The sequence below is a fragment of the Bdellovibrio bacteriovorus genome (genome assembly GCF_025558485.1).
GTDB lineage: Bacteria > Bdellovibrionota > Bdellovibrionia > Bdellovibrionales > Bdellovibrionaceae > Bdellovibrio > Bdellovibrio bacteriovorus_G.
Genome location: NZ_CP102930.1, coordinates 1,094,086 through 1,112,672 on the forward strand (window position 1 = coordinate 1,094,086; position 18,587 = coordinate 1,112,672).

The 18,587-nt window shown below is 47.5% G+C and carries 20 protein-coding genes and 1 pseudogene; 11 read left to right on the forward strand and 10 right to left on the reverse strand.

What is annotated here, in order from left to right:
• Positions 1-42 precede the first annotated feature (42 nt).
• The gene (locus EZJ49_RS05520) at positions 43-246 is read left to right on the forward strand and encodes a hypothetical protein (protein WP_262555068.1); all 204 of its coding nucleotides are present in this window, start codon (positions 43-45) and stop codon (positions 244-246) included.
• Between the two features lie 54 nt (positions 247-300).
• Here EZJ49_RS05520 and EZJ49_RS05525 read toward each other — a convergent pair whose 3' ends face one another.
• The 4 genes from EZJ49_RS05525 to rpsF all read right to left on the reverse strand — a co-directional run bounded on the left by EZJ49_RS05525 (position 301) and on the right by rpsF (position 3,183).
• Positions 301-1,182 (reverse strand): S1 family peptidase, encoded by an 882-nt coding sequence (locus EZJ49_RS05525; protein ID WP_262555070.1) that lies wholly within the window; start codon positions 1,180-1,182, stop codon positions 301-303.
• 172 nt (positions 1,183-1,354) lie between these two features.
• Complete coding sequence (gene rplI, locus EZJ49_RS05530; RefSeq protein ID WP_262555072.1) at positions 1,355-1,798, reverse strand: 50S ribosomal protein L9; 444 nt, start codon at positions 1,796-1,798, stop codon at positions 1,355-1,357.
• Between the two features lie 15 nt (positions 1,799-1,813).
• Positions 1,814-2,704 carry a YybS family protein gene (locus tag EZJ49_RS05535; RefSeq protein ID WP_262555074.1) on the reverse strand — a complete coding sequence of 297 codons (891 nt, stop codon included), beginning with the start codon at positions 2,702-2,704 and terminating at the stop codon, positions 1,814-1,816.
• A gap of 20 nt (positions 2,705-2,724) precedes the next feature.
• Positions 2,725-3,183, reverse strand: coding sequence for a 30S ribosomal protein S6 (gene rpsF / locus EZJ49_RS05540; protein WP_262555075.1), 459 nt, complete (start codon positions 3,181-3,183; stop codon positions 2,725-2,727).
• 148 nt (positions 3,184-3,331) lie between these two features.
• Here rpsF and EZJ49_RS05545 point away from each other — a divergent pair, with 148 nt between their 5' ends.
• From EZJ49_RS05545 to EZJ49_RS05555, 3 genes are all read left to right on the forward strand, one after another.
• Positions 3,332-4,021, forward strand: a complete 690-nt coding sequence (locus EZJ49_RS05545; protein ID WP_262555077.1) for an FHA domain-containing protein — start codon at positions 3,332-3,334, stop codon at positions 4,019-4,021.
• Positions 4,022-4,034: 13 nt separating this feature from the next.
• The gene (locus EZJ49_RS05550) at positions 4,035-4,913 is read left to right on the forward strand and encodes an alpha/beta fold hydrolase (protein WP_262555079.1); all 879 of its coding nucleotides are present in this window, start codon (positions 4,035-4,037) and stop codon (positions 4,911-4,913) included.
• A 150-nt stretch (positions 4,914-5,063) separates the two neighbouring features.
• Positions 5,064-7,832, forward strand: coding sequence for a hypothetical protein (locus tag EZJ49_RS05555; RefSeq protein ID WP_262555081.1), 2,769 nt, complete (start codon positions 5,064-5,066; stop codon positions 7,830-7,832).
• 142 nt (positions 7,833-7,974) lie between these two features.
• Here EZJ49_RS05555 and EZJ49_RS05560 read toward each other — a convergent pair whose 3' ends face one another.
• From EZJ49_RS05560 to EZJ49_RS05585, 6 genes and pseudogenes are all read right to left on the reverse strand, one after another.
• Positions 7,975-8,868 carry a S8 family serine peptidase gene (locus tag EZJ49_RS05560; protein WP_262555083.1) on the reverse strand — a complete coding sequence of 298 codons (894 nt, stop codon included), beginning with the start codon at positions 8,866-8,868 and terminating at the stop codon, positions 7,975-7,977.
• A 211-nt stretch (positions 8,869-9,079) separates the two neighbouring features.
• Positions 9,080-9,328, reverse strand: coding sequence for a hypothetical protein (locus tag EZJ49_RS05565; protein ID WP_262555085.1), 249 nt, complete (start codon positions 9,326-9,328; stop codon positions 9,080-9,082).
• Positions 9,329-9,638: 310 nt separating this feature from the next.
• A complete protein-coding gene (locus tag EZJ49_RS05570) occupies positions 9,639-10,427 on the reverse strand; it encodes a succinate dehydrogenase/fumarate reductase iron-sulfur subunit (protein ID WP_262555087.1) in 789 nt (262 codons plus the stop codon).
• Positions 10,428-10,437: 10 nt separating this feature from the next.
• Entirely contained in the window at positions 10,438-10,731 is a 294-nt protein-coding gene (locus EZJ49_RS05575; RefSeq protein WP_262555090.1) for a hypothetical protein, read from the reverse strand.
• A 49-nt stretch (positions 10,732-10,780) separates the two neighbouring features.
• Positions 10,781-11,521 (reverse strand): annotated as a pseudogene (locus EZJ49_RS05580) (FAD-binding protein); the annotation flags it as partial.
• A gap of 12 nt (positions 11,522-11,533) precedes the next feature.
• The gene (locus tag EZJ49_RS05585; protein ID WP_262555094.1) at positions 11,534-12,193 is read right to left on the reverse strand and encodes a succinate dehydrogenase cytochrome b subunit; all 660 of its coding nucleotides are present in this window, start codon (positions 12,191-12,193) and stop codon (positions 11,534-11,536) included.
• 181 nt (positions 12,194-12,374) lie between these two features.
• On the opposite strand from EZJ49_RS05585, the gene EZJ49_RS05590 reads away from it, so the two are divergent.
• The 7 genes from EZJ49_RS05590 (at position 12,375) to EZJ49_RS05620 (ending at position 18,569) form a co-directional block, all read left to right on the forward strand.
• Positions 12,375-13,148: an electron transfer flavoprotein subunit beta/FixA family protein gene (locus EZJ49_RS05590; RefSeq protein ID WP_262555096.1), complete on the forward strand. Its 774-nt coding sequence runs from the start codon at positions 12,375-12,377 to the stop codon at positions 13,146-13,148.
• A 12-nt stretch (positions 13,149-13,160) separates the two neighbouring features.
• Positions 13,161-14,129: an electron transfer flavoprotein subunit alpha/FixB family protein gene (locus tag EZJ49_RS05595; protein WP_262555098.1), complete on the forward strand. Its 969-nt coding sequence runs from the start codon at positions 13,161-13,163 to the stop codon at positions 14,127-14,129.
• Positions 14,130-14,308: 179 nt separating this feature from the next.
• Entirely contained in the window at positions 14,309-14,797 is a 489-nt protein-coding gene (locus tag EZJ49_RS05600) for a lysophospholipid acyltransferase family protein (RefSeq protein ID WP_262555925.1), read from the forward strand.
• Positions 14,798-14,898: 101 nt separating this feature from the next.
• Entirely contained in the window at positions 14,899-15,708 is an 810-nt protein-coding gene (locus tag EZJ49_RS05605; RefSeq protein WP_262555100.1) for a peptidylprolyl isomerase, read from the forward strand.
• A 12-nt stretch (positions 15,709-15,720) separates the two neighbouring features.
• Positions 15,721-16,689, forward strand: coding sequence for a peptidyl-prolyl cis-trans isomerase (locus tag EZJ49_RS05610; protein ID WP_262555102.1), 969 nt, complete (start codon positions 15,721-15,723; stop codon positions 16,687-16,689).
• The gene (locus EZJ49_RS05615; protein WP_262555103.1) at positions 16,682-17,626 is read left to right on the forward strand and encodes a peptidylprolyl isomerase; all 945 of its coding nucleotides are present in this window, start codon (positions 16,682-16,684) and stop codon (positions 17,624-17,626) included. Before EZJ49_RS05610 ends, EZJ49_RS05615 begins: the two co-directional genes overlap by 8 nt.
• A complete protein-coding gene (locus EZJ49_RS05620) occupies positions 17,619-18,569 on the forward strand; it encodes a 4-hydroxythreonine-4-phosphate dehydrogenase PdxA (protein WP_262555105.1) in 951 nt (316 codons plus the stop codon). Before EZJ49_RS05615 ends, EZJ49_RS05620 begins: the two co-directional genes overlap by 8 nt.
• Positions 18,570-18,587: the final 18 nt, after the last annotated feature.

The window sequence follows — 18,587 nt, forward strand, 5'->3', positions numbered from 1 at the left end:
CGTCTTCACTACAGAGACCTTTGAAAAGCATGGAGGCTGATCATGGGAAATAAGCTGGCGAAGGCAGTGGTTGCGGCAACAGGACTGCCCCAGGACCCTGTCGAAAGAGAATTTAACAGCCTGCTGGAAAAGCATGGCAAAAATCCGGAAAGCCTGACACTTGAGGAATTGCGGGAAGTGATGGCAGATTACCTGCAAACCGTCTTTCTGGAAATGCAGGTCGAAAACAGTGCCGAGAGTGCATAAAAAAAGGGTCCTCATTGGGACCCTTTCTTCTTTCTCAATCTTTTCAGATTTAAATTACTGCTGAACCAAGCGCTGTTGTTGTTGCGCTCTTTTGTTCAAAGCTTTGATCGCTTTATTGATGAATGTCGCTTGCGATTTTACTTTTGTGTAAACGGCAACCAATGAACAATCATCTTTACCATCTTTACCAGCACCGCGGCTTGTAATGCCCCAAACGTACTGAACACCTTTTACATCCAGGAATGCCGGGCCGCCAGAATCACCGTGGCACGCACCTTTACCTTGAGTTTGATCCAAAAGAATCTCAGTTTTACCGAAGCTGTCTGCAATCTCTACATCCACTTTACGAAGACGATCGTCAGACTTTGTGTTCACGCCGTCAGTTTCGATCAAACCGTAACCTGCCAATGTCACTTTCGTGCCCGGCACAAGAAGGGATTCATCGGAAAGGAATTTAGCCACTTGGTAACCGGAAGCCAGGCCACCTGCGAACTTCAAAACCGCCACGTCGTTAGCATCTTCGCCATCCTGACCCATTTTGCCGTAGTCTTCGTGAACTTCAGTATCCACAACCAGGCGAATATCTGTTCTTTGCATTTTATTGATATCGGTATTGAAGATCACATACAGGGACACTTCCTTGTATTCTTCGCCAACCTGAGGAACGCAGTGCCCTGCGGTTAGAACCATATTGCTCTTAAGAAGAGAGCCTGTGCAGATGAACTGGCCTTCCTGATCGTCCGCTGTTTTTACAGAAGCGATGATTGCCACAGTCGTCTTTGCAATGCTGTCTTTAGTATCCACCGGCTGACCACCGATAATACCTGTGTTTTGAGCGCCAGACTGAACGGAGTTTTGAGTCGCCGGGGAACAAGCCGCCAAAGCCGCTGCCACACCCGTTAGAACCAAAGATCTTGTAACATTGAAAAGTTTCATTATGCCCCCCACCTTCCCCTACAAAAGGTGACGCCTTTAAACACCCAAAATGGCACCGGTGCAATACAATTTTTCAAATCAAAACCATAAGAAAATCTTATGGTAAAAAAGTAAAAGGGACCCCTGCGGGTCCCTTTTAGAGAAACTTTCGTATCAAATGCTATGGATTGGCTTACGCGCGCTCAACAGCGATCTGGATCTTAGCTTCCATTCCTTCAGTGTAGCGAACCACAGCTTTGTGTTGACCCAAAACTTTGATTGGCTCTTCAAGATGGATGTCACGACGATCTACGGAGTGACCCATTTTTTGAAGCTCTTTGGAAATGTCTGTAGTTGTTACTGTACCGAAAAGCTTATCAGAATCACCAGCAGCCAACTTGAATGTAACAGTTGTACCGTTGATTTTGTTAAGAAGCTCTTGTCTTTCAGCTTGAGCTTTTTTCTTCTTAGCTTCAGCAACGCGTTTCAAGTGTTCGTACTCTTTTACGCGTTTTTCAGTGGCTTCAGCAGCCAATTTGCGTGGGAACAGGAAGTTTCTTGCGAAACCTTCAGAAACGTTCACCAACTCACCAACACGACCTACATCTTTAACATCTTTTTGAAGAATAACTTTCATGTGATCTCCATTTTTTTAATTGTTTTCAGTCGGTGTCTTCATCTTGCGAAGACGCGCCCTGAAATCAATCCAGTAATCGACCAAGCCAACCACTGCCAGAATCGGCAATAACTGACCGACCAAGATTATGTACGTCAAAACTCGCATGAACAATCCTGCTCGCATCGAGTTCAGAAATACCTCCAACACTGCCAGCCCCTGAAAGAAATAAAGAACGATTGAAACGTTCAGTATATTAACTGCGAGGATAGCAATGGCCTTACCGCCAAAACTCACCATTGTCAGAAGGAAGGCTGTCATCGCAACCCAAATAAAATAATCGGGCAAACGATATTCCAACAACTTGAGCTGAGAGGCAATTTTCTCGCGGGGCAAATTGAGCCACGAAAAAACCCTTCTCTCAAAAATAAGTCCCAAACCCAGGGCCAGCACTAACATGATAACCACGGCTGAGGGCACCTGCTGAATCAAAACACCCGGGTCCAATTTCACCGCCGGATTCATTTCCTGAACCTTTTGGGAGAATTGCTCTACCAGCTTCTGAACTTCAGCATACGTGTTGATCCCGTTTCTTTTGAAAGCTCCCATGATCCCCAGGCCCGCGGCCACAGATCCCACAGCAACACTCAAGAGTCCCGAAATCCACCACCCAAGTCCCCGTTGTTCCAATTCCATGTAGGCACCTAAAGTCATCCAAACGGAGCCTAAGAACAGAGCAAGAGGTTGAGCGTTCAGGAGCCACGCAGCTCCCGTGACTACGATCCCTAAAATCCAAAAGGCGATAGGACCGTAAGTCTTGCGCAAGACACGAAGAAGTGGGGCGCCCATAATCCCAGTGAGCATCGACAACAAAATCGAGAGTGATGAAATTGTGATGAACTTTTGGGGAGTCGCTGTCTTCTTCATGGCTTACGCCTTTGCTTTAATTATTCGCCTTTATCGAAACGCTCAGAACGCTCTGCTTTTGCAGCTGCGAAAGCAGCTTTACGAGCAGCAGCTTTTGCTTCACGTTCTTTTTCACGAGCCGCAGATTCAGCAAGACCTTTTTTGAAGCCTTCCATGAATTTTGCCAATGTCGTGCGCTCATCCAAGCGAGTGTGCATGAAGCGAAGAACTTTATCGTTGATACGCATAGTACGTTCCAACTCTGCGATAGCTTGTGTGTTAGCTTCGAAAGTAGAGTGGAAGTAGATAGCTTTTTTCAACTTGCCAATTGGAGTTGCCAAAGTTCTTTTGCCCCAAGTTTCCAAAGAATTAACAGAACCTTTGTAAGATTCAATTGTCGCTTTGTTCTTCTTGAATAGGTCTTTTTGATCTTCCAGAGTTGCATCTGGATGCATGATAACGACAACCTCGTAAGGTTTTTTCGTTGCTGTAGTTTCCATTGAACTATCCTTTCGGTTTATAGCCCCCACTTCTATAAGCGGGAGCAAGGATGACTTTTTTAAATGTTTAACGGGTTTAGCACGGCTTTGGCCCAAGCACAAGGATTAGGCAATTGAATACCTAAGAATCCAGCCCTAGAATGTGTAAATGGTCACTTTTATTGAGATAATGGACGGTCCTAACGAAGGCTCCCGCTTTAAAGTGGAAGAGGGTTTGACCCTGGGTCGTTCCAAGGCGGACATCATTATTAAAGACGGCAAAGTCTCCAGCACCCATGCCCAGTTCGCTTTGGACGGGAAGGGGCAATTCGTTTTGCAAGATTTGGATTCCTCCAACGGGATTCACATCAACGGCCGCCGTGTAAAGAAAGTGGCCTTATTACCGGGAGTTATCTTTGAGCTTGGGCGAACCCAGTTCAAAGTCGTGACGGTGGAGGAAGAGCTCGCATTGGACTTCTCCCGTCTGATAACTTGGCGCAGCATTTTACGCGATCGCCTGGGGGACATTGCCGCTCCGGAAAATCCACCGAAAGTTTCTTTGCAAAGCTTCAGTCCGGCCCTGCGACTGGTATTCGTTCAGGGGATTCAGACGGATGAGGAAATTATTTTAGGGTATGGCCCCCGTTCTGCGGGAGCGGACTCTTTGGACATTGAGCTTTTGGATGAAGAGGCCCCTCAAGACGCCTTTGAACTGCACCCCGGTCCAGGCATGGTTGAAATTAAAATCAAGGCAAAGGGTCGGGTCACGCTTAACCACAAGACCATAGATGCCGAAATGCTTAAAGACGGGGATTTGATTTCAGTGGGAAATACCCTTATTAAAGTCAATTACGTCTAAACGGAAAGGCATCATGGAGACCACACCAAAAACCACCGGCAGCTTTGAAAGCTTCGATGGCACACCCATCTACTACGAAGTTCGTGGAGAAGGGGAGCCGCTGGTATTGGTGTATGGCATCGCCTGCCTGCTAAATCACTGGCACCATCAGGTCGAATACTTCTCAAAAAAATATAAAGTCATCAGCTTTGATCTGCGCGGCCATCAAAAAAGCTGCCCGGTGGCGGATGCCAGTCAACTGACGGTGGAAGCCCTTTCCAAAGACATGATCGGTCTGATGCAACATCTGGGAATTAAAAAGGCGCATTTTGCCGGACACAGTTTTGGAGCCCCGTTGCTTTTGGATTTGTATTCCAGAAAACCGGATCTGTTTCTGTCGATGACCTTTATCAACGGCTTTGCAAAAAATCCGATCAAGGGCATGTTTGGGCTGGATGTGATCGAGCCGTTTTTCTATTTTGTAAAAGCCCAGTACGAACACCAGCCGGACCTGTGGAATACTCTGTGGAAACTGGCTGTGGATAATCCCATGTCCATGTATCTGGCGGCGCTGGCCGGCGGATTTAATCTGAAAGTCACCCACTTCAAGGACATCGAAGTTTACGCACGAGGCGTGGCTCGCATGAATCTGGAAGTGTTCCTGCGCCTTTTTGAAGAGCTGATGAAATACGACGGGGAAAATGTTCTTGAAACCATCGAGGTTCCGGTGCTGATTATTTCCGGCGAAAAGGACATGGTCACACCGATTCGCTTTCAATATCACTTCAAAGAAAAAATCAAACACTCCGAATTCGTGCTGGTTCCCTATGGCTCCCATTGCACACAACTTGATTTCCCTGACTATACCAATCTGAAAATGGAAAAATTCCTTTTCGACAACTCTGAGAAATAAAATTCAGCCTTTATAAATTGTTTCGTTTTTATTTTGGAACTCCCCGGGGTTTCTTCTTTCCGATTACAAGCCCACCATTAAGGATTAATAACTCAATTAAACCGGATTGCTGCACTACTTATCCATCCCTGCAATAAAGATGGAGGGTTTATGTCCGTGTTCAAGCGATTCATTCGCAATTCCGTGATGACAGTTTTAGTCGGAGGACTTTTTTCGCAGGCCCAGGCTTCTGATCCGGCGTTACCGCTGAATAAGCTAAAAATTTCCAACCGGGCCCAATGTGCCGTGGATTCTCAGAAACCCACCGCAAGCATCTTTTTACTTCTGGATGGATACAATGCCGGAAAAGCCGCCCATACGCTGGCAAAAAATATCGGTGCCGATGCCGATCAGATGAGCCTTGAATCCATGCGCGAGTTCCGCCTGGCCTCGTCTGCCATGCTCACTGATATTATGAACCGCCTACTAACGGGACAGCTTCCACTGCTGCCGATGAATATCAAAAGCGAGCCCCTGAAGGTTTATGCCTCGCTTTTGAAGTCCTGCACGGGGAAAGTCTATTGCGAGGCTTTAAATTCTTATCTTGGAAAAATATGGCAGGTTTCCAATCGTCGCCTGGCCGGTGAAAACATCCTGTGGAGCACGATTGACAACTTCACCACAGACAATGTGCTGACCTATAAAGGAGCCAACCACATTTCGTGCAGCTATGTTAAAAGGTTTTCCGCCCTGCAAGGGCACCTGCACACACCGACCATTGATCGCCTTGGTCTTCAGGAAATGGCACAAGCCTGGGTTGAAAGAAGTAAGTATATCACCCATTGCATGGACGCTGACCCCAATCTGGATTCCCGCAACTCTGTCGTGCAGCTGGATGTTAAAACCGGTGATCCGGATGAATGGAACCAGAAAGGTTTTGATTTCTGGAACAGCGTAAAAATCTATCTGTCCTGGGCATGGAGAAATTCAAATCTTCCCGCCAAGTCCAGTCCACGTTTTGCAGAAATGTTCCGGTCTGTTGCTTTGGAAGAATCCCTGATGCTTGTCCCCAATGGCTGTGGCAGCGTGACCAAACCTGAATGTGACGGGGAAACATTGTCCATGAACAGTCTGCGGGAGCTGGCGGCGCCGAACTCTAAGGACACTGAGCACATTGTTCCCGTCCCGGAGGGGCCCGAAAAAGGACTTATTGAAAAGGGCCCCCGCAGTGTCAATGATGACTTTCTGGGAACACAGTCCTTTGAATCTGCCAGTGAATGGCTGGCAAACTTCCGAAAAAACTATGTGCAAGCCCGCGGTTCGATGAAAAATCGTCTGCAAACCTCGGTGCAGTTTTTAAATATGCTTTCTGACTCGATGAAGCCAGCTCAGCTTACTGAATTTGTAAAACCTCTGGCGTTCAGCAAGGAAATCAGTTCGGGACACCGGGATGAACTTTACTATCTGTGCACTGAACTGCGACTGGCCGGCGATAAGCGCATTGATTTTCTGAAAAGCGACATCGATCAAATTTCGCAGCTGTCTGTCATGAACAAAGCCTTCGAAGGATCAGATAAAACACCACAGGATGTGGTGAACTACTTTGACGAACTTTCCAGGGGTGTTCTGCCGTTCTGTGATGCGCTGGAAACAACCAATACCTGGAACATTAAAGACTACATCGTGAATAAAGCAGGATTTCAGGACTGGGCCAAACAACTGCTAAGTATTTCTGATCCGGCGACGACCACAACAGAAATAAAGCCTTTGGCTTACGGCCCGCCTCTTTTGGTATGGAATGCGACACAGGGAAATATCGAAGGCAACGTCATCTGCATGTCAGGAATTGATTGCGCACGCAAAGCCATTCGCGCCATGGTGGATCTTCATGCCGTGGCGAAATACGCAGAAGCGTTTCTGCCGGTTTCATCCACAGTCAATTCTCCGGATGTGTTTAATCCTTATTCGGAACTTGCGGCCTGCAAGATCTATGACCCTTGGTTTGTGACCAAGCGAAACAACCGCCGTCTGATGGCGGATCTGGCGTCCACAGCGTTGTTTGGCTGGAACTTCCTGCCTTTATATGTGGATGTTGATTTCACTGCACCGAAAGTCACATCCTTTAATCAGCTGGTTCAAAATGGCGTCATTAAATTTGATCCCAATATTCAGAAATCAAAAATGGAAGCGTCCTTGATTGCTGACTTTGGACCTCTTTTGGGCGCTCCCTGTGCGGTATCCATCGCACCGACCAGTGCTAAAAATTTCGACTTCTATGCCTTCAAGGGAATCTCGGTCAACTACTGCGATATCAAATCCCGAGGACAAGTTGTCGGGGACAGTGATGGCAGCTTGAATCCACGAGAACCAAAAAGCCGTGCTTATTGCGGGGGATGTTCTTTAAATTTTGTCGGTGTAGCCTCCGGGGTCGCTGTCAGTTCTGCGAGCTCCGGCCTAAGCTTAAATCCCATCAAGCTGGGGGTTTATTTATTCCGTGCGGTACATCGTTTCCTGACGGGCAAAAAAGACAAGGTGAACATCCCGCAGACCTTCGAGGTTGATCTGGCAAAAACTGCGGAGGTTTATAAAAAGTATGGCACCATTCCTGAAAAATGTGTGTCTATGCTGGGGCAGGGCTATAGTTGCCATGAAGATATTTGCGAAGCCAAGGCTGCGGAATTTTTCGAGCGCTACACGCACGGAAAAATCCATTCCATTTCCACTCACGATGCGGAACAGGACCCCAAGACAGGCCTGCCGGCAAGATCCGCCTATCGCCGTTCGTGGATAAGATCCAGCGTCTGTGATGGGGATATAACTCTCAGCTTCACCTGTAGCGGAAATGGTGAAAACTTTAAAACGCAAAAACGCCGGGGTGGTTTGTATGGAGTCAGTAAAGACTGCCGCAATTTCCTGGGCCATAACTTCTGGGGCTTTTAATGAAAAAATTAATCGCAGCCGCACTGGCTTTCTTTGCTTGTATGTCCAACGCCCCGGCATAGTTGTACAGGAAAAATGAGATCGAAGAAGGCAGAAGAGACTTATGAACTGGTTCATAAGCTTCTTAAATTTGTAATGAGTATTATTGTAACTGCTGCTCAGAGGATTCATTACCTCTACTGCCGCCGCCACCCCAGGAGTTGGAAAGGATTCTCGCACCCTTGGAAGTTGCGTAATCAATCGCTTTCAAAGCGCCATCCAAAGAACCGGAACCGCTTGCAGAAAGGAACTTCACACCCATGATGCGAACATTCCAAGCCACACCCACGATACCTTTACCGTCGTCACCAGAAGCGCCGATAGTGCCTGAGCAGTGAGAACCGTGACCATGGTCATCCAGCGGATTTCCAGTTGGTTTCGCAGCTGTCACGAAGTTCGCACCGTAGATATCATCAATGATACCATTGCCATCATCATCAACGCCCGCTTGACCGTTCAACTCTGCATCGTTGGTCCAAAGATTACCTTTAAGATCCGGATGGTTGTAGTTGATACCTGTATCAATCACAGCAACGATAACGTCTTTGGAGCCAGTTGTGATATCCCAAGCTTGAGCAGCCCCGATATCCACACCGGCAATACCTTCACGTTTTTGAGAATCTGGCTGACCGTTGTTGATCATACCCCAAAGTTGACCCAGCATTGGATCGTTTGGAGTTTTATTGATTCTATAGATATAGTTCGGCTCAATGATGTCGATGTTTGGATTTTGCGCCAAAGACTTTACAACATTGGACTGAATCTCAAATACAGGACGTTTGATCACAACAATGTTTTGGCCTGGAATAGTGTCCTTAATATAAGAACCCAACTCTTGGCTCAAAGTATTCAAAGAAGATGTCGCAACAGCGTCGTCTTTGAATTTTACGATGAATTCACCAGGCACTGCCTCAGGTGCAGCCGCGAACGCATTTAATCCAGTAAGCAACAAGCCGAACGCCAGCGCTTTGGAGGCTCTTTCCATAAGCCTTTTCATGTGATCCCCTCCTTCAATGGGTGATTTTCTATCGACAGAGAGGGGAAAAATTTTCCCCAGACGTCCCTAGTTCCAAAATGGTACCAATGAGGGTAGGGGCTGGTTATCTATTTTTTATTGTGGTTAAGAATTTTCGAATTTTTGGCTGAAAGTCCAGCTCAACACTGGACGAAGGTCCGGGAAAAGCAGGACTTTGCACTTGTTAGCTGGACTAAGAAACAGCTTTTTTACTGGTCTTAGGTGTTGGATTTTCGTCGATAAAATCAAAACTCATCTGTTGAGGCGCTTTGAATTGCACGATTCTTTGTGGGTTCTCGGCGATCTCTTTGCGCTCTGAAGGTGTCACAACATTGACGCCTGTGGAGGCCTTAATGAGATGTTTAATAAAGGCTTCTTTCACGCTGTCAGGTGCATCGTTTTTGAAACCCAGTTCTGCCATTAGTTCATTAATCTTCTTCATAAGCCCAATCCTTGGTCTAGTTTCGGAAGTTTGCTGAACGAGCTTTAGAAGATTATCGAAGATGAAGTGATCAAGATGTCTCTCAATGAGAAAGACCCATGCCGCAGAATTTAAAGGTTAAAGGTGCCTGGTGATTTTTTACAACCACAGAGCGTTATATGACTTAAGTTATTGAAAACACTTATATTGAGGAAAACAAATTTCCTCGCGGAGATGACGGGCGAACATGCGAAATTGACGCGGTGTAGGTGTAAAAAATCACCAGGCACCTTTTAAAAAGGGAGTCCGAAGACTCCCTTTTTGAAGATCTTTAGCCGGCGCCGCCGTCTTTGTGTTTGGGGCGTTTGGTTACATTGGCTACGAAGAATTCGCGGTTCATACGAGAGATGTTTGTTAGTTGAATCTCTTTCGGGCAGGCTGCTTCGCAGGCACCCGTTGTCGTACATGCACCAAAACCTTCCGCATCCATCGCGCCCACCATGCGGATCGCGCGTTCTTTTCTTTCCACCTGACCCTGAGGTAACAAAGCCATGTGAGAAATCTTGGCGGAAGTGAACAAGGCCGCAGAAGCATTCTTACAAGCCGCCACACACGCACCGCAACCAATACACGTTGCGGAAGACATTGCTTCATCAGCATCCGGTTTTGGAACCAGAATCGCGTTGGCATCTACAGCATTACCTGTATTTGCAGAAATATAACCACCAGAAGAGATGATGCGATCCAAAGCGGATCTGTCCACCATCAAATCTTTGATCATCGGGAAAGCTTTTGCGCGGAACGGTTCAATCGTCAGAGTCGCCCCGTCGTTGAAGTTTCTCATGTGCAACTGACACACAGTTGTGGACTTCATCGGACCGTGAGCTTCACCATCGATCACAAAACCGCAAGTTCCACAGATACCCTCACGGCAGTCGTGGTCAAAAGCGATAGGCTCATCACCCTTGGCAACCAATTCCTCATTCACAGCATCCAGCATTTCCAGGAAAGACGCGTCTTCAGAAACGTTCTTTGCCTGATACTCTGCGAAGGCCCCTTTGTCCTGCGGGCCTTTTTGTCTCCAAACTTTCAAAGTCAGATTAATATGTTTTCCAGACATGCTACGCCTCTTATTTGTAACTACGAGTTGCTAGATGTACGTTTTCAAACGCCAGTTCTTCCTTGTGACGAACAGACGTGTCGATTTTACCAGTGTATTCCCAAGCCGCCACGTGACAGAACTTTTCGTCATCACGCTTTGCTTCGCCATCCACCTGATATTCTTCACGGTAGTGACCACCACAGGACTCCTGTCTTTCCAAAGCATCACGGCACATCAGCTCACCCAGTTCCAGGAAGTCAGCCACGCGTCCCGCTTTTTCAAGCTCGACGTTCAAATAACCCGGATCGCCCGGGATGCGCACGTTGTTCCATATCCCAATCGAAGCGAACAATCGCATAGTCAAAGTCCAACGTAACCGCACAGTTCATCGCATTCGTGGAAAGGAAGAATACGTTGGAGTAACCGCCAGAAGCGATCACCACCGCATCGGCTTCGTGGGATTCAATTTCGCCAGTTAGCAAATTGCGCACGATAATACCGCGGGCTTTGCCGTCGATCACAACCACGTCCAGCATTTCACGACGGCTGCGAAGCTCAACGTTTCCTACATCAACCTGCCTCATCATTTCAGAGTAAGCACCCAACAAAAGCTGCTGACCTGTCTGACCGCGGGCATAGAAAGTACGGGACACTTGAGCACCACCGAAAGAGCGGTTCGCCAAAGTTCCACCGTATTCACGCGCAAACGGAACCCCTTGCGCCACCATCTGATCGATGATGTTCGCAGACACTTCCGCCAGACGATAAACATTGGCTTCACGCGCGCGGAAGTCACCGCCCTTAACCGTGTCATAGAAAAGACGGTAAGTGGAGTCACCGTCATTTTGGTAGTTTTTCGCTGCATTGATACCACCTTGAGCCGCCACAGAGTGAGCACGGCGAGGGGATTCATGCACGCAGAAGGCTTTTACTTTGTAACCCAGCTCACCCAAAGAAGCGGCTGCAGAAGCTCCAGCAAGGCCGGTGCCCACAACGATGATAGAGTGCTTTCTTTTGTTCGCAGGGTTGACCAGCTTGTAGTCAAATTTGGTTTTGGTCCATTTAGATTCAATTGGGCCACTTGGAATTTTGCTGTCTAATTTGTTAGCCATTGATTCGTCCCCTTAGTTGCCGTTCAGGAAAATAAATACGGGTTGAGAAATGAAACCCAAAGCCACAACAACTGCGTATGTGTAACTTAGTTTTTTCCATGTATCGCGATAAGTGCCCTCCATCAGACCCAAAGACTGGAATGTGGAGCCAACACCGTGACTTAAATGGAAGCCCAGAAGAATCAAAGCCACCACATACCATGCGATGTAACCAGGACTCTGGAAGACTTCAACCATCAGTCTTGCCAAATCACGCATCACCACACCATTCACGGTTGTTTCATAGTGTGTGCCGTACTTGAAAGTGATCAGGTGAAGAATAACAAAGACCAGAATCAGGCTGCCCTGAATGGCCATTGTTCTGGAGGCTAAAGAAACCTTCTTCTTGCCACCGGCGGCCACAGCATAGCGCTGTTCCTTGGCTTCACGATTGTTTTTCGTGAGGCTGATTGCGCAGAAAACGTGAACAATCAACGCCAGAACCAAAACGGTTTCTGCGACGTAAATGATGTTTCCGCTTGTCAGCGCGTGTCCGTAAGCATTGTAGGCATCATGGCTTACGAAGATTAAAAGATTACCGGCCATGTGTGCGAGAACAAATCCCGCCCAAATCAAACCGGTGATTCCCATTAGGTACTTTTTCCCGACGGTAGAACCGAGAAATCCAGACATGGTGTAGAACCCCTTGTTTTTTGGTGTGTATTTTCTCAATAAGTTTCCACTTACCTTACTCCCGCGGGTTGCTTTTTGTCCATGTCCCCCGTCATGTTTCGCGACACGTTAAATATACAATTTAGTTTTGCCTTTCCTGGACTTGCGATAGAACAAAGCCCTCTTAAAAACGGGGTAAAATATGAAGATTTTTGTGTGTATCAAGCAGGTGCCTGACACCGAAACAAAGATTAAGATCTCTCCCGACCAAACCGGAATCGACACGGCGGGTATTAAATGGGTTATGAACCCATATGACGAGTATGCAGTTGAAGAGGCCAACAAGCTTCGCGATGCAAACCCAGGGTCCCAAGTATGGGTTCTTAGTGTTGGACCAAAGGCTCGTGTTGTTGAATCTTTGCGCACAGCTTTGGCGATGGGTGCTGATGAAGCCATCGTGGTTAATGGCGAAGGCCTGGACAACTTTGCCACGGCAAAAGCTTTGGCTGAAGTGATCAAGGCTGAAGGCGGCGCGAAAGTTATCTTCTCCGGCAAACTGGCTATCGACGACAATGCATCTTCTGTCAGCCAGATGCTTGCTGAGTTCCTGAACGTTCCTCACACCACAGTGGTATCGAAATTCAATTTCAATGGCGAAAACGTTCTTGTGGAACGCGACATTGAAGGCGGCGCCAAAGAAGTGGTGCAAATGATGACTCCGGCAGTTGTGGCTGCGAACAAAGGTTTGAATATGCCTCGTTACGCAAGTCTTCCGGGCATCATGAAAGCGAAGAAGAAAGTAATCAAAGAGGTTGAATTTGCTTCTTTGAATATTCCTGCTTCGGACATCAAAGTTAAATACACAGGCTTTGCTCTTCCACCGGAAAAACCGGCTGTGAAAATGATCTCTGGTGATGCTTCTGCACAGGCATCCGAACTGGTTAAACTTCTTCGCGACGAAGCGAAGGTTCTGTAAGGAGCTTGCGACATGGGTAAAATTCTAGTTTTTGCTGAACACACAAACGGTAAACTTAAGCGCAGCGCTCAGGAGCTGGTTCAGGCCGCAGCAGCTTCCGGCAACACAGTTGTGGCAGTAGCGTTCGGTTCTCACGCCGGCGATGTAACAGCGGCTTTGGGGCACAATGGGGCTTCTGAGGTTCATGTTGTTAAAGACGCTTCTTTGGATGCTTACAATCCAGAGTCCTTCACTGCAAACATCGCAGCCATCATCGCGAAAGTTCAGCCCTCCATCATCCTGGCTTCAGCTTCCTCCACAGGGAAAGATCTTTTCCCGCGCGTGGCAGCTCGCCTGGGCGTAGGCGTGGCTTCTGACTGCACAACGTTGGCAATCAACGGTGACAACGTCACTGCGGTAAAACCAATGTACTCCGGCAAATGCTTTGCGACTGTGAACTTTGAAAACAGCTCCACTAAAATTGTTTTGATGCGTGCCAACCAACTTCCGGTGGCAGCAGCGGACACTTCCAAAACTGCAAACGTTGTTGAAAATGCAGCCGTGACAGTGGATCTGAAAACTTTGGTGAAAGAAATCGTGAAAGGTGCCAGCGAAAAACTGGATCTGACTGAAGCAAACATCATCGTTTCCGGCGGTCGTGGACTTAAAGAAGCGGCAAACTTCAAAGTATTGAATGATCTTGCAGACGTTTTGGGTGCGACCGTAGGGGCGTCCCGTGCAGTTGTTGATGCAGGCTGGGTTGGTCACGGTATGCAAGTCGGTCAAACAGGTAAAACTGTAGCACCAACTTTGTACATCGCCGTGGGTATTTCAGGCGCGATCCAGCACTTGGCGGGTATGAGCGGATCCAAAGTGATCGTTGCGATCAACAATGATCCAAATGCTCCGATCTTCCAAAAAGCAACTTACGGCATCGTGGGTGACGCTTTGGAAATCGTTCCTAAGCTGACTGAAGAGTTCAAGAAGGCTCTTCACCACTAATCGTGTTCAGAAAATATATTCTTCCGATTATTGTTTTCGTCTTCTACCGAACCCTCTCATGGACATGGAGGGTTCGGCTTATCGAACCTGATTCCTTAAAACAATCTGTTGATTCTTCCACTCCATCGCCGGTGGTGCTTGCGCATTTTCACGGGGATGAGCTGGCTCTTTTGTCCATCGTGAAAAGATACCGTATTGCCACGATTGCCTCTCAATCCAAAGATGGTGAGCTGATGGCCACGGTGTTAAAGTGGTTGGGTGCGAAAACCAGCCGTGGTTCTTCCACGCGCGGTGGAGTGCAGGCGTTGAAAGGTCTTTTGCGTTTGGTAAAAGACGGGGGAAATTGCAGCTTTGCTGTGGATGGTCCAAAAGGTCCGTTACACAAAGTCAAACCCGGTGTCTTTGAGCTTTCACGCATGATTCACGGGCCTATTTATGCAGCCGGGGTGGCCTGCGACCGCGCGATTCACTTCCCCAAATCGTGGAATAAAACATTCCTGCCAAAACCCTTCGCCAAAGTGATCATTTATTGGGTCGGACCTCTGCCTCCAGTGAGCAAAGAGATAGACCCAAGAAACCCAGACCTTGCTCTAGAGTTAGAGGGACTTTTGCACCAAGCTAGGCAGCAAGCTCTTAAATTCATTGCGGATAATGATGCCCAGTGCTAGCCTTTTAGCGTAGAACTCACTTCCTATTTTCAAAGAGCAATGACGCTGTTTGGTTTGGGAAAATTCTAATGTCTTCAACTTTTTAGAGGGACTTTTAAAGTATGAAACTTGTAATCAGCATCTTGTTGCTCATCTCCGCGACCTCCTTCGCTCAGAAATCCAATGAAGTCGTGGCTCAGGTGGGTAAAAAAACCATCACACTTGAAGATTTCAATAAAAAGTACAATGAGGTGAAGTCTCAAACGATCAATCCTCCGACAAAAGAACAATTCCTGGAAGACTTGGTTCGTTTTGAAATGGGTGTGCAGGAAGCTGAAAAACGCAATCTGCAAAAAGACCCTGTCGTGCAAGAGCGCTTCGATCAGGAAATGTACAAGGCCCTTCTTGAAAAAGACATCGGTCAAAGAATCCAGAAAATCCAGGTTTCTGATGCTGAGATGAAAGCTTGGTATGCAAAAAATCCGGAACTTCGCACCAGCCACATTCTGATTGAGTTCAAAGCCGGTGCAACGGCCGGACAGGTGGCAGAGGCAAAAAAACGTGCCACAGAGATCTTTGACGAAGTGAAGAAAAGCAAAAGACCGTTCGAGGAGCTTGTTAAGTTGTACTCTGACGATGCGCTTTCCAAGCAAGTTGGTGGTGACATCGGCTGGCAGTCTCGTATAACTCTGGTTCCAAACTATTATGATGCTGTTGCCAACATGAAAGTCGGTGAGATTACGGGGCTTATCGAAACGAAATTCGGCTTCCACATCATTAAACTGACCGGTCGCAGAAGCTTTGAAAACGCGAACAAGCGCCAGATCAGAGCCGCTGTTTACGATGAGAAAAGAAAAGGCGTCTTCAACGATTACTTTGAAAAGCTGAAGAAGTCCTATCCGATCAAAGAAAACAAAGGTCTTATTAAATAAGGATTTGATTCGATGAAAATCAATAAGAGCCCCGCACTGACGGGGCTTTTTATTTTTATGAGCCTCGCCTTGGCGGGATGTCCATCAAGTTACCAGAAGATCTCCACAAAGCCGGTGGAGAAGGTGAACGATCACGTTCTGACCTCCAAGCAGTTTGCCAATCAACTGGCGCGTCGTCTGCGCAACTTTGATGCTTTGGCGGCCAAAGACCCCAACAACATCCATCGCATCAAGGAAGAAATTCTGCGCGATTTTTTGGTGAAAAGCCTGACCCTGGACTGGGCACGCGCACAAAGCATCGTGATTTCCGAGGCCACTCTGGATAAAGAAGTGGACGGCTTGCGTGCGAACTACCCGGACGATCTTTCTTTCCGCCGGGCTCTGGCTCAGGAAAATCTTTCCTTCTCTGAATGGCGTGAAGAGCTTCGTTATTCTTTGGTGGAGCGGGAGGTCTTTAAAAAGATCAACGAAAAGGTCAAAGCCCCCACTGAAGAGGAAATCAAACGCTACTACGAGGACAACAAGGACCGCTACAAGCGTAAAGAGCGCATTTATCTGCGCCAGATTGTGGTGGATGAGGACGCAAAAGCAGATGCCATCAAGGTTGATTTAAAATCCGGGGATTTTGCCGAACTTGCCAGAAAATATTCCATCACACCGGAAGCCAAGCAGGGCGGCGTGGTCGGATGGATCGAAAAGGGCACTGTAGATTACTTTGATCCCCTGTTTTCGGCAGGATCGGGTGTGCAAACCATCAAAAGCCCGTTTGGAATCCACTTGATCCGCGTGGAAAAGAAAGCCGGAGCCTCCACTTTGGCTCTGGAAGAGGTCAAACCACAAATTATCCGTTCCCTGCGTGCACAACGCGAGCAGGCGGAATACGTGGCGTGGCTTGATGCTCAGCTCAGAAGTAGTAAAGTCTTAAAGGACTACGAACTGATGAATTCCATCAAGGTTGATACGCGAGGAACCAATGATTAATCTTCTTTTTGCTTTGCTAGTGGCTACACCAAGTCATGCCGAGGTTGTGGAAAAAACTGTGGCTATTGTGAATAGCGAACTAGTTTTGGAATCCGATTTCAAGGATCTGGAAAAACGCCTGCCGAAGCCGGGAATGGTTGATGAAGCCCTGTTGTTTGATAAGCCGATTTCAAGCCTTAAGGGAAACCGCAAAGCTCAACTGGATTATCTGATTAACGAAAAAGTCCTTCAGTCTGAAATCAAACGCCTGAATCTGACTGTGACCAACGACCGCGTGGATTCTGAGCTCAAGGAAATGGCAAAAAAGAATCACGTCAGCGAGGCCGAGCTGGCCAACGTGATCCGCCAGCAAGGCGTGACTTTGGAAGACTATCGCCGCTTTCTGAAAGACAGCATTGAAAAACGATCCCTGATGGATGCGGAAATCATTTCAAAACTACGCATTTCTGATGAAGACGCCTTGAATGAATATCTAAAGTCCAACCCCAACAACCGTCCGTCCATAGACGAATTTGGTGTGTCCCACATTTTCTTTAATCCCAAAAAAGGCGGAGCTGAAGCTGCCATCAAGCGCGCTGAAACCGTATTGGGAAAACTGCGCAGCGGTGAAAGCTTCGAGAATCTGGCACAACAGCACAGCGAAGATCCAAACTTCTCGTCTGGCGGGGCTTTGGGAACATTTAAATCCGGCGAGTTCCTTCCTGAAATCGAAGATGCCATTTCCAGTTTGAAGGTGAATGAAACGACTCCGATTGTAAAATCCCGCATGGGCTTTCATATCGTAAAACTGACTGGTAAAAAACTGACCACCGATCCAAAGTTTGAGGCTGCCAAGGAAAGAATCAAATCCCAGCTGCTGGAAATAAGCTTCCGCCGTCAGTTGAAAAACTGGCTGCAAAATAAACGCGACGAATCTTTCGTGCGAATCAATGAGTAGAAAACGAATCGCTCTTACCACGGGGGATGCAGATGGCATTGGTCTGGAAGTCACCGCCAAGGCTCTGCATCATCTGGGACCTCAATCCAACACCCAGTTTATTCTTTGGCGCTCTGAAGGGGCTCCAGACAAGTATCTTAGGCTGATTGATAAAAAATTCGACCGCATTGTGGTGGACTCACTTCGTGATGCCTTGGAAATCACCGGCCCATATCTGGTGGACATTGCCTCGGAAGAGGCGCCGGCTTATTGGGTGGAAAGCACAGCCAAGGCCTGTTTGAAAAAAGATCTGCAAGCCATGGCCACAGCACCACTTTCAAAGACTTCGATCAAAGAGGCCGGTTACAAAGACCTGGGTCACACAGATATCCTGAAAAGAGTTTCCAGAAGCCGTCATGTGCACATGGGATTTTTAGGAAACAAATTCAACGTTGTGCTAACAACCGCACACATTCCTGTGCGGGATATTTCAAAACACCTGGGTTTTAGCACGTTGGCGGAAGCACTTTTAAACGCCAATGAGCTTCGTAAAAAACTTCCGGCGGCCCAAATGAAGAAACCCATAGGTATTTTGGGTCTCAACCCTCACGCTGGAGAGCAGGGTTTGATCGGACAGGAAGAGCTTTTGTTCTTCCCGGAGCTTTTGGAATTCGCCAAAGAAAAAAAGATTCCTGTGGAAGGTCCTTTGGTCCCTGATGCCGCGTTTTTCCCAGCCAATTGGGGCAGATATTCGGTCTATTTGTGTCTGTATCATGATCAGGGTCTTATTCCCTTTAAAATGATCCACGGGCAGGATTCCGGCGTTCACATGACCCTGGGTATTCCTTTCATCCGCACCAGCGTGGACCACGGCACCGCCAAGGATATTTTCGGCCAGAATAAAGCCAATCCCAATTCGATGATTGATGCCGTTCGCTGGGCGGTAAAATTAGCTCGACTCTAGAGCGCAAAAATTATACTC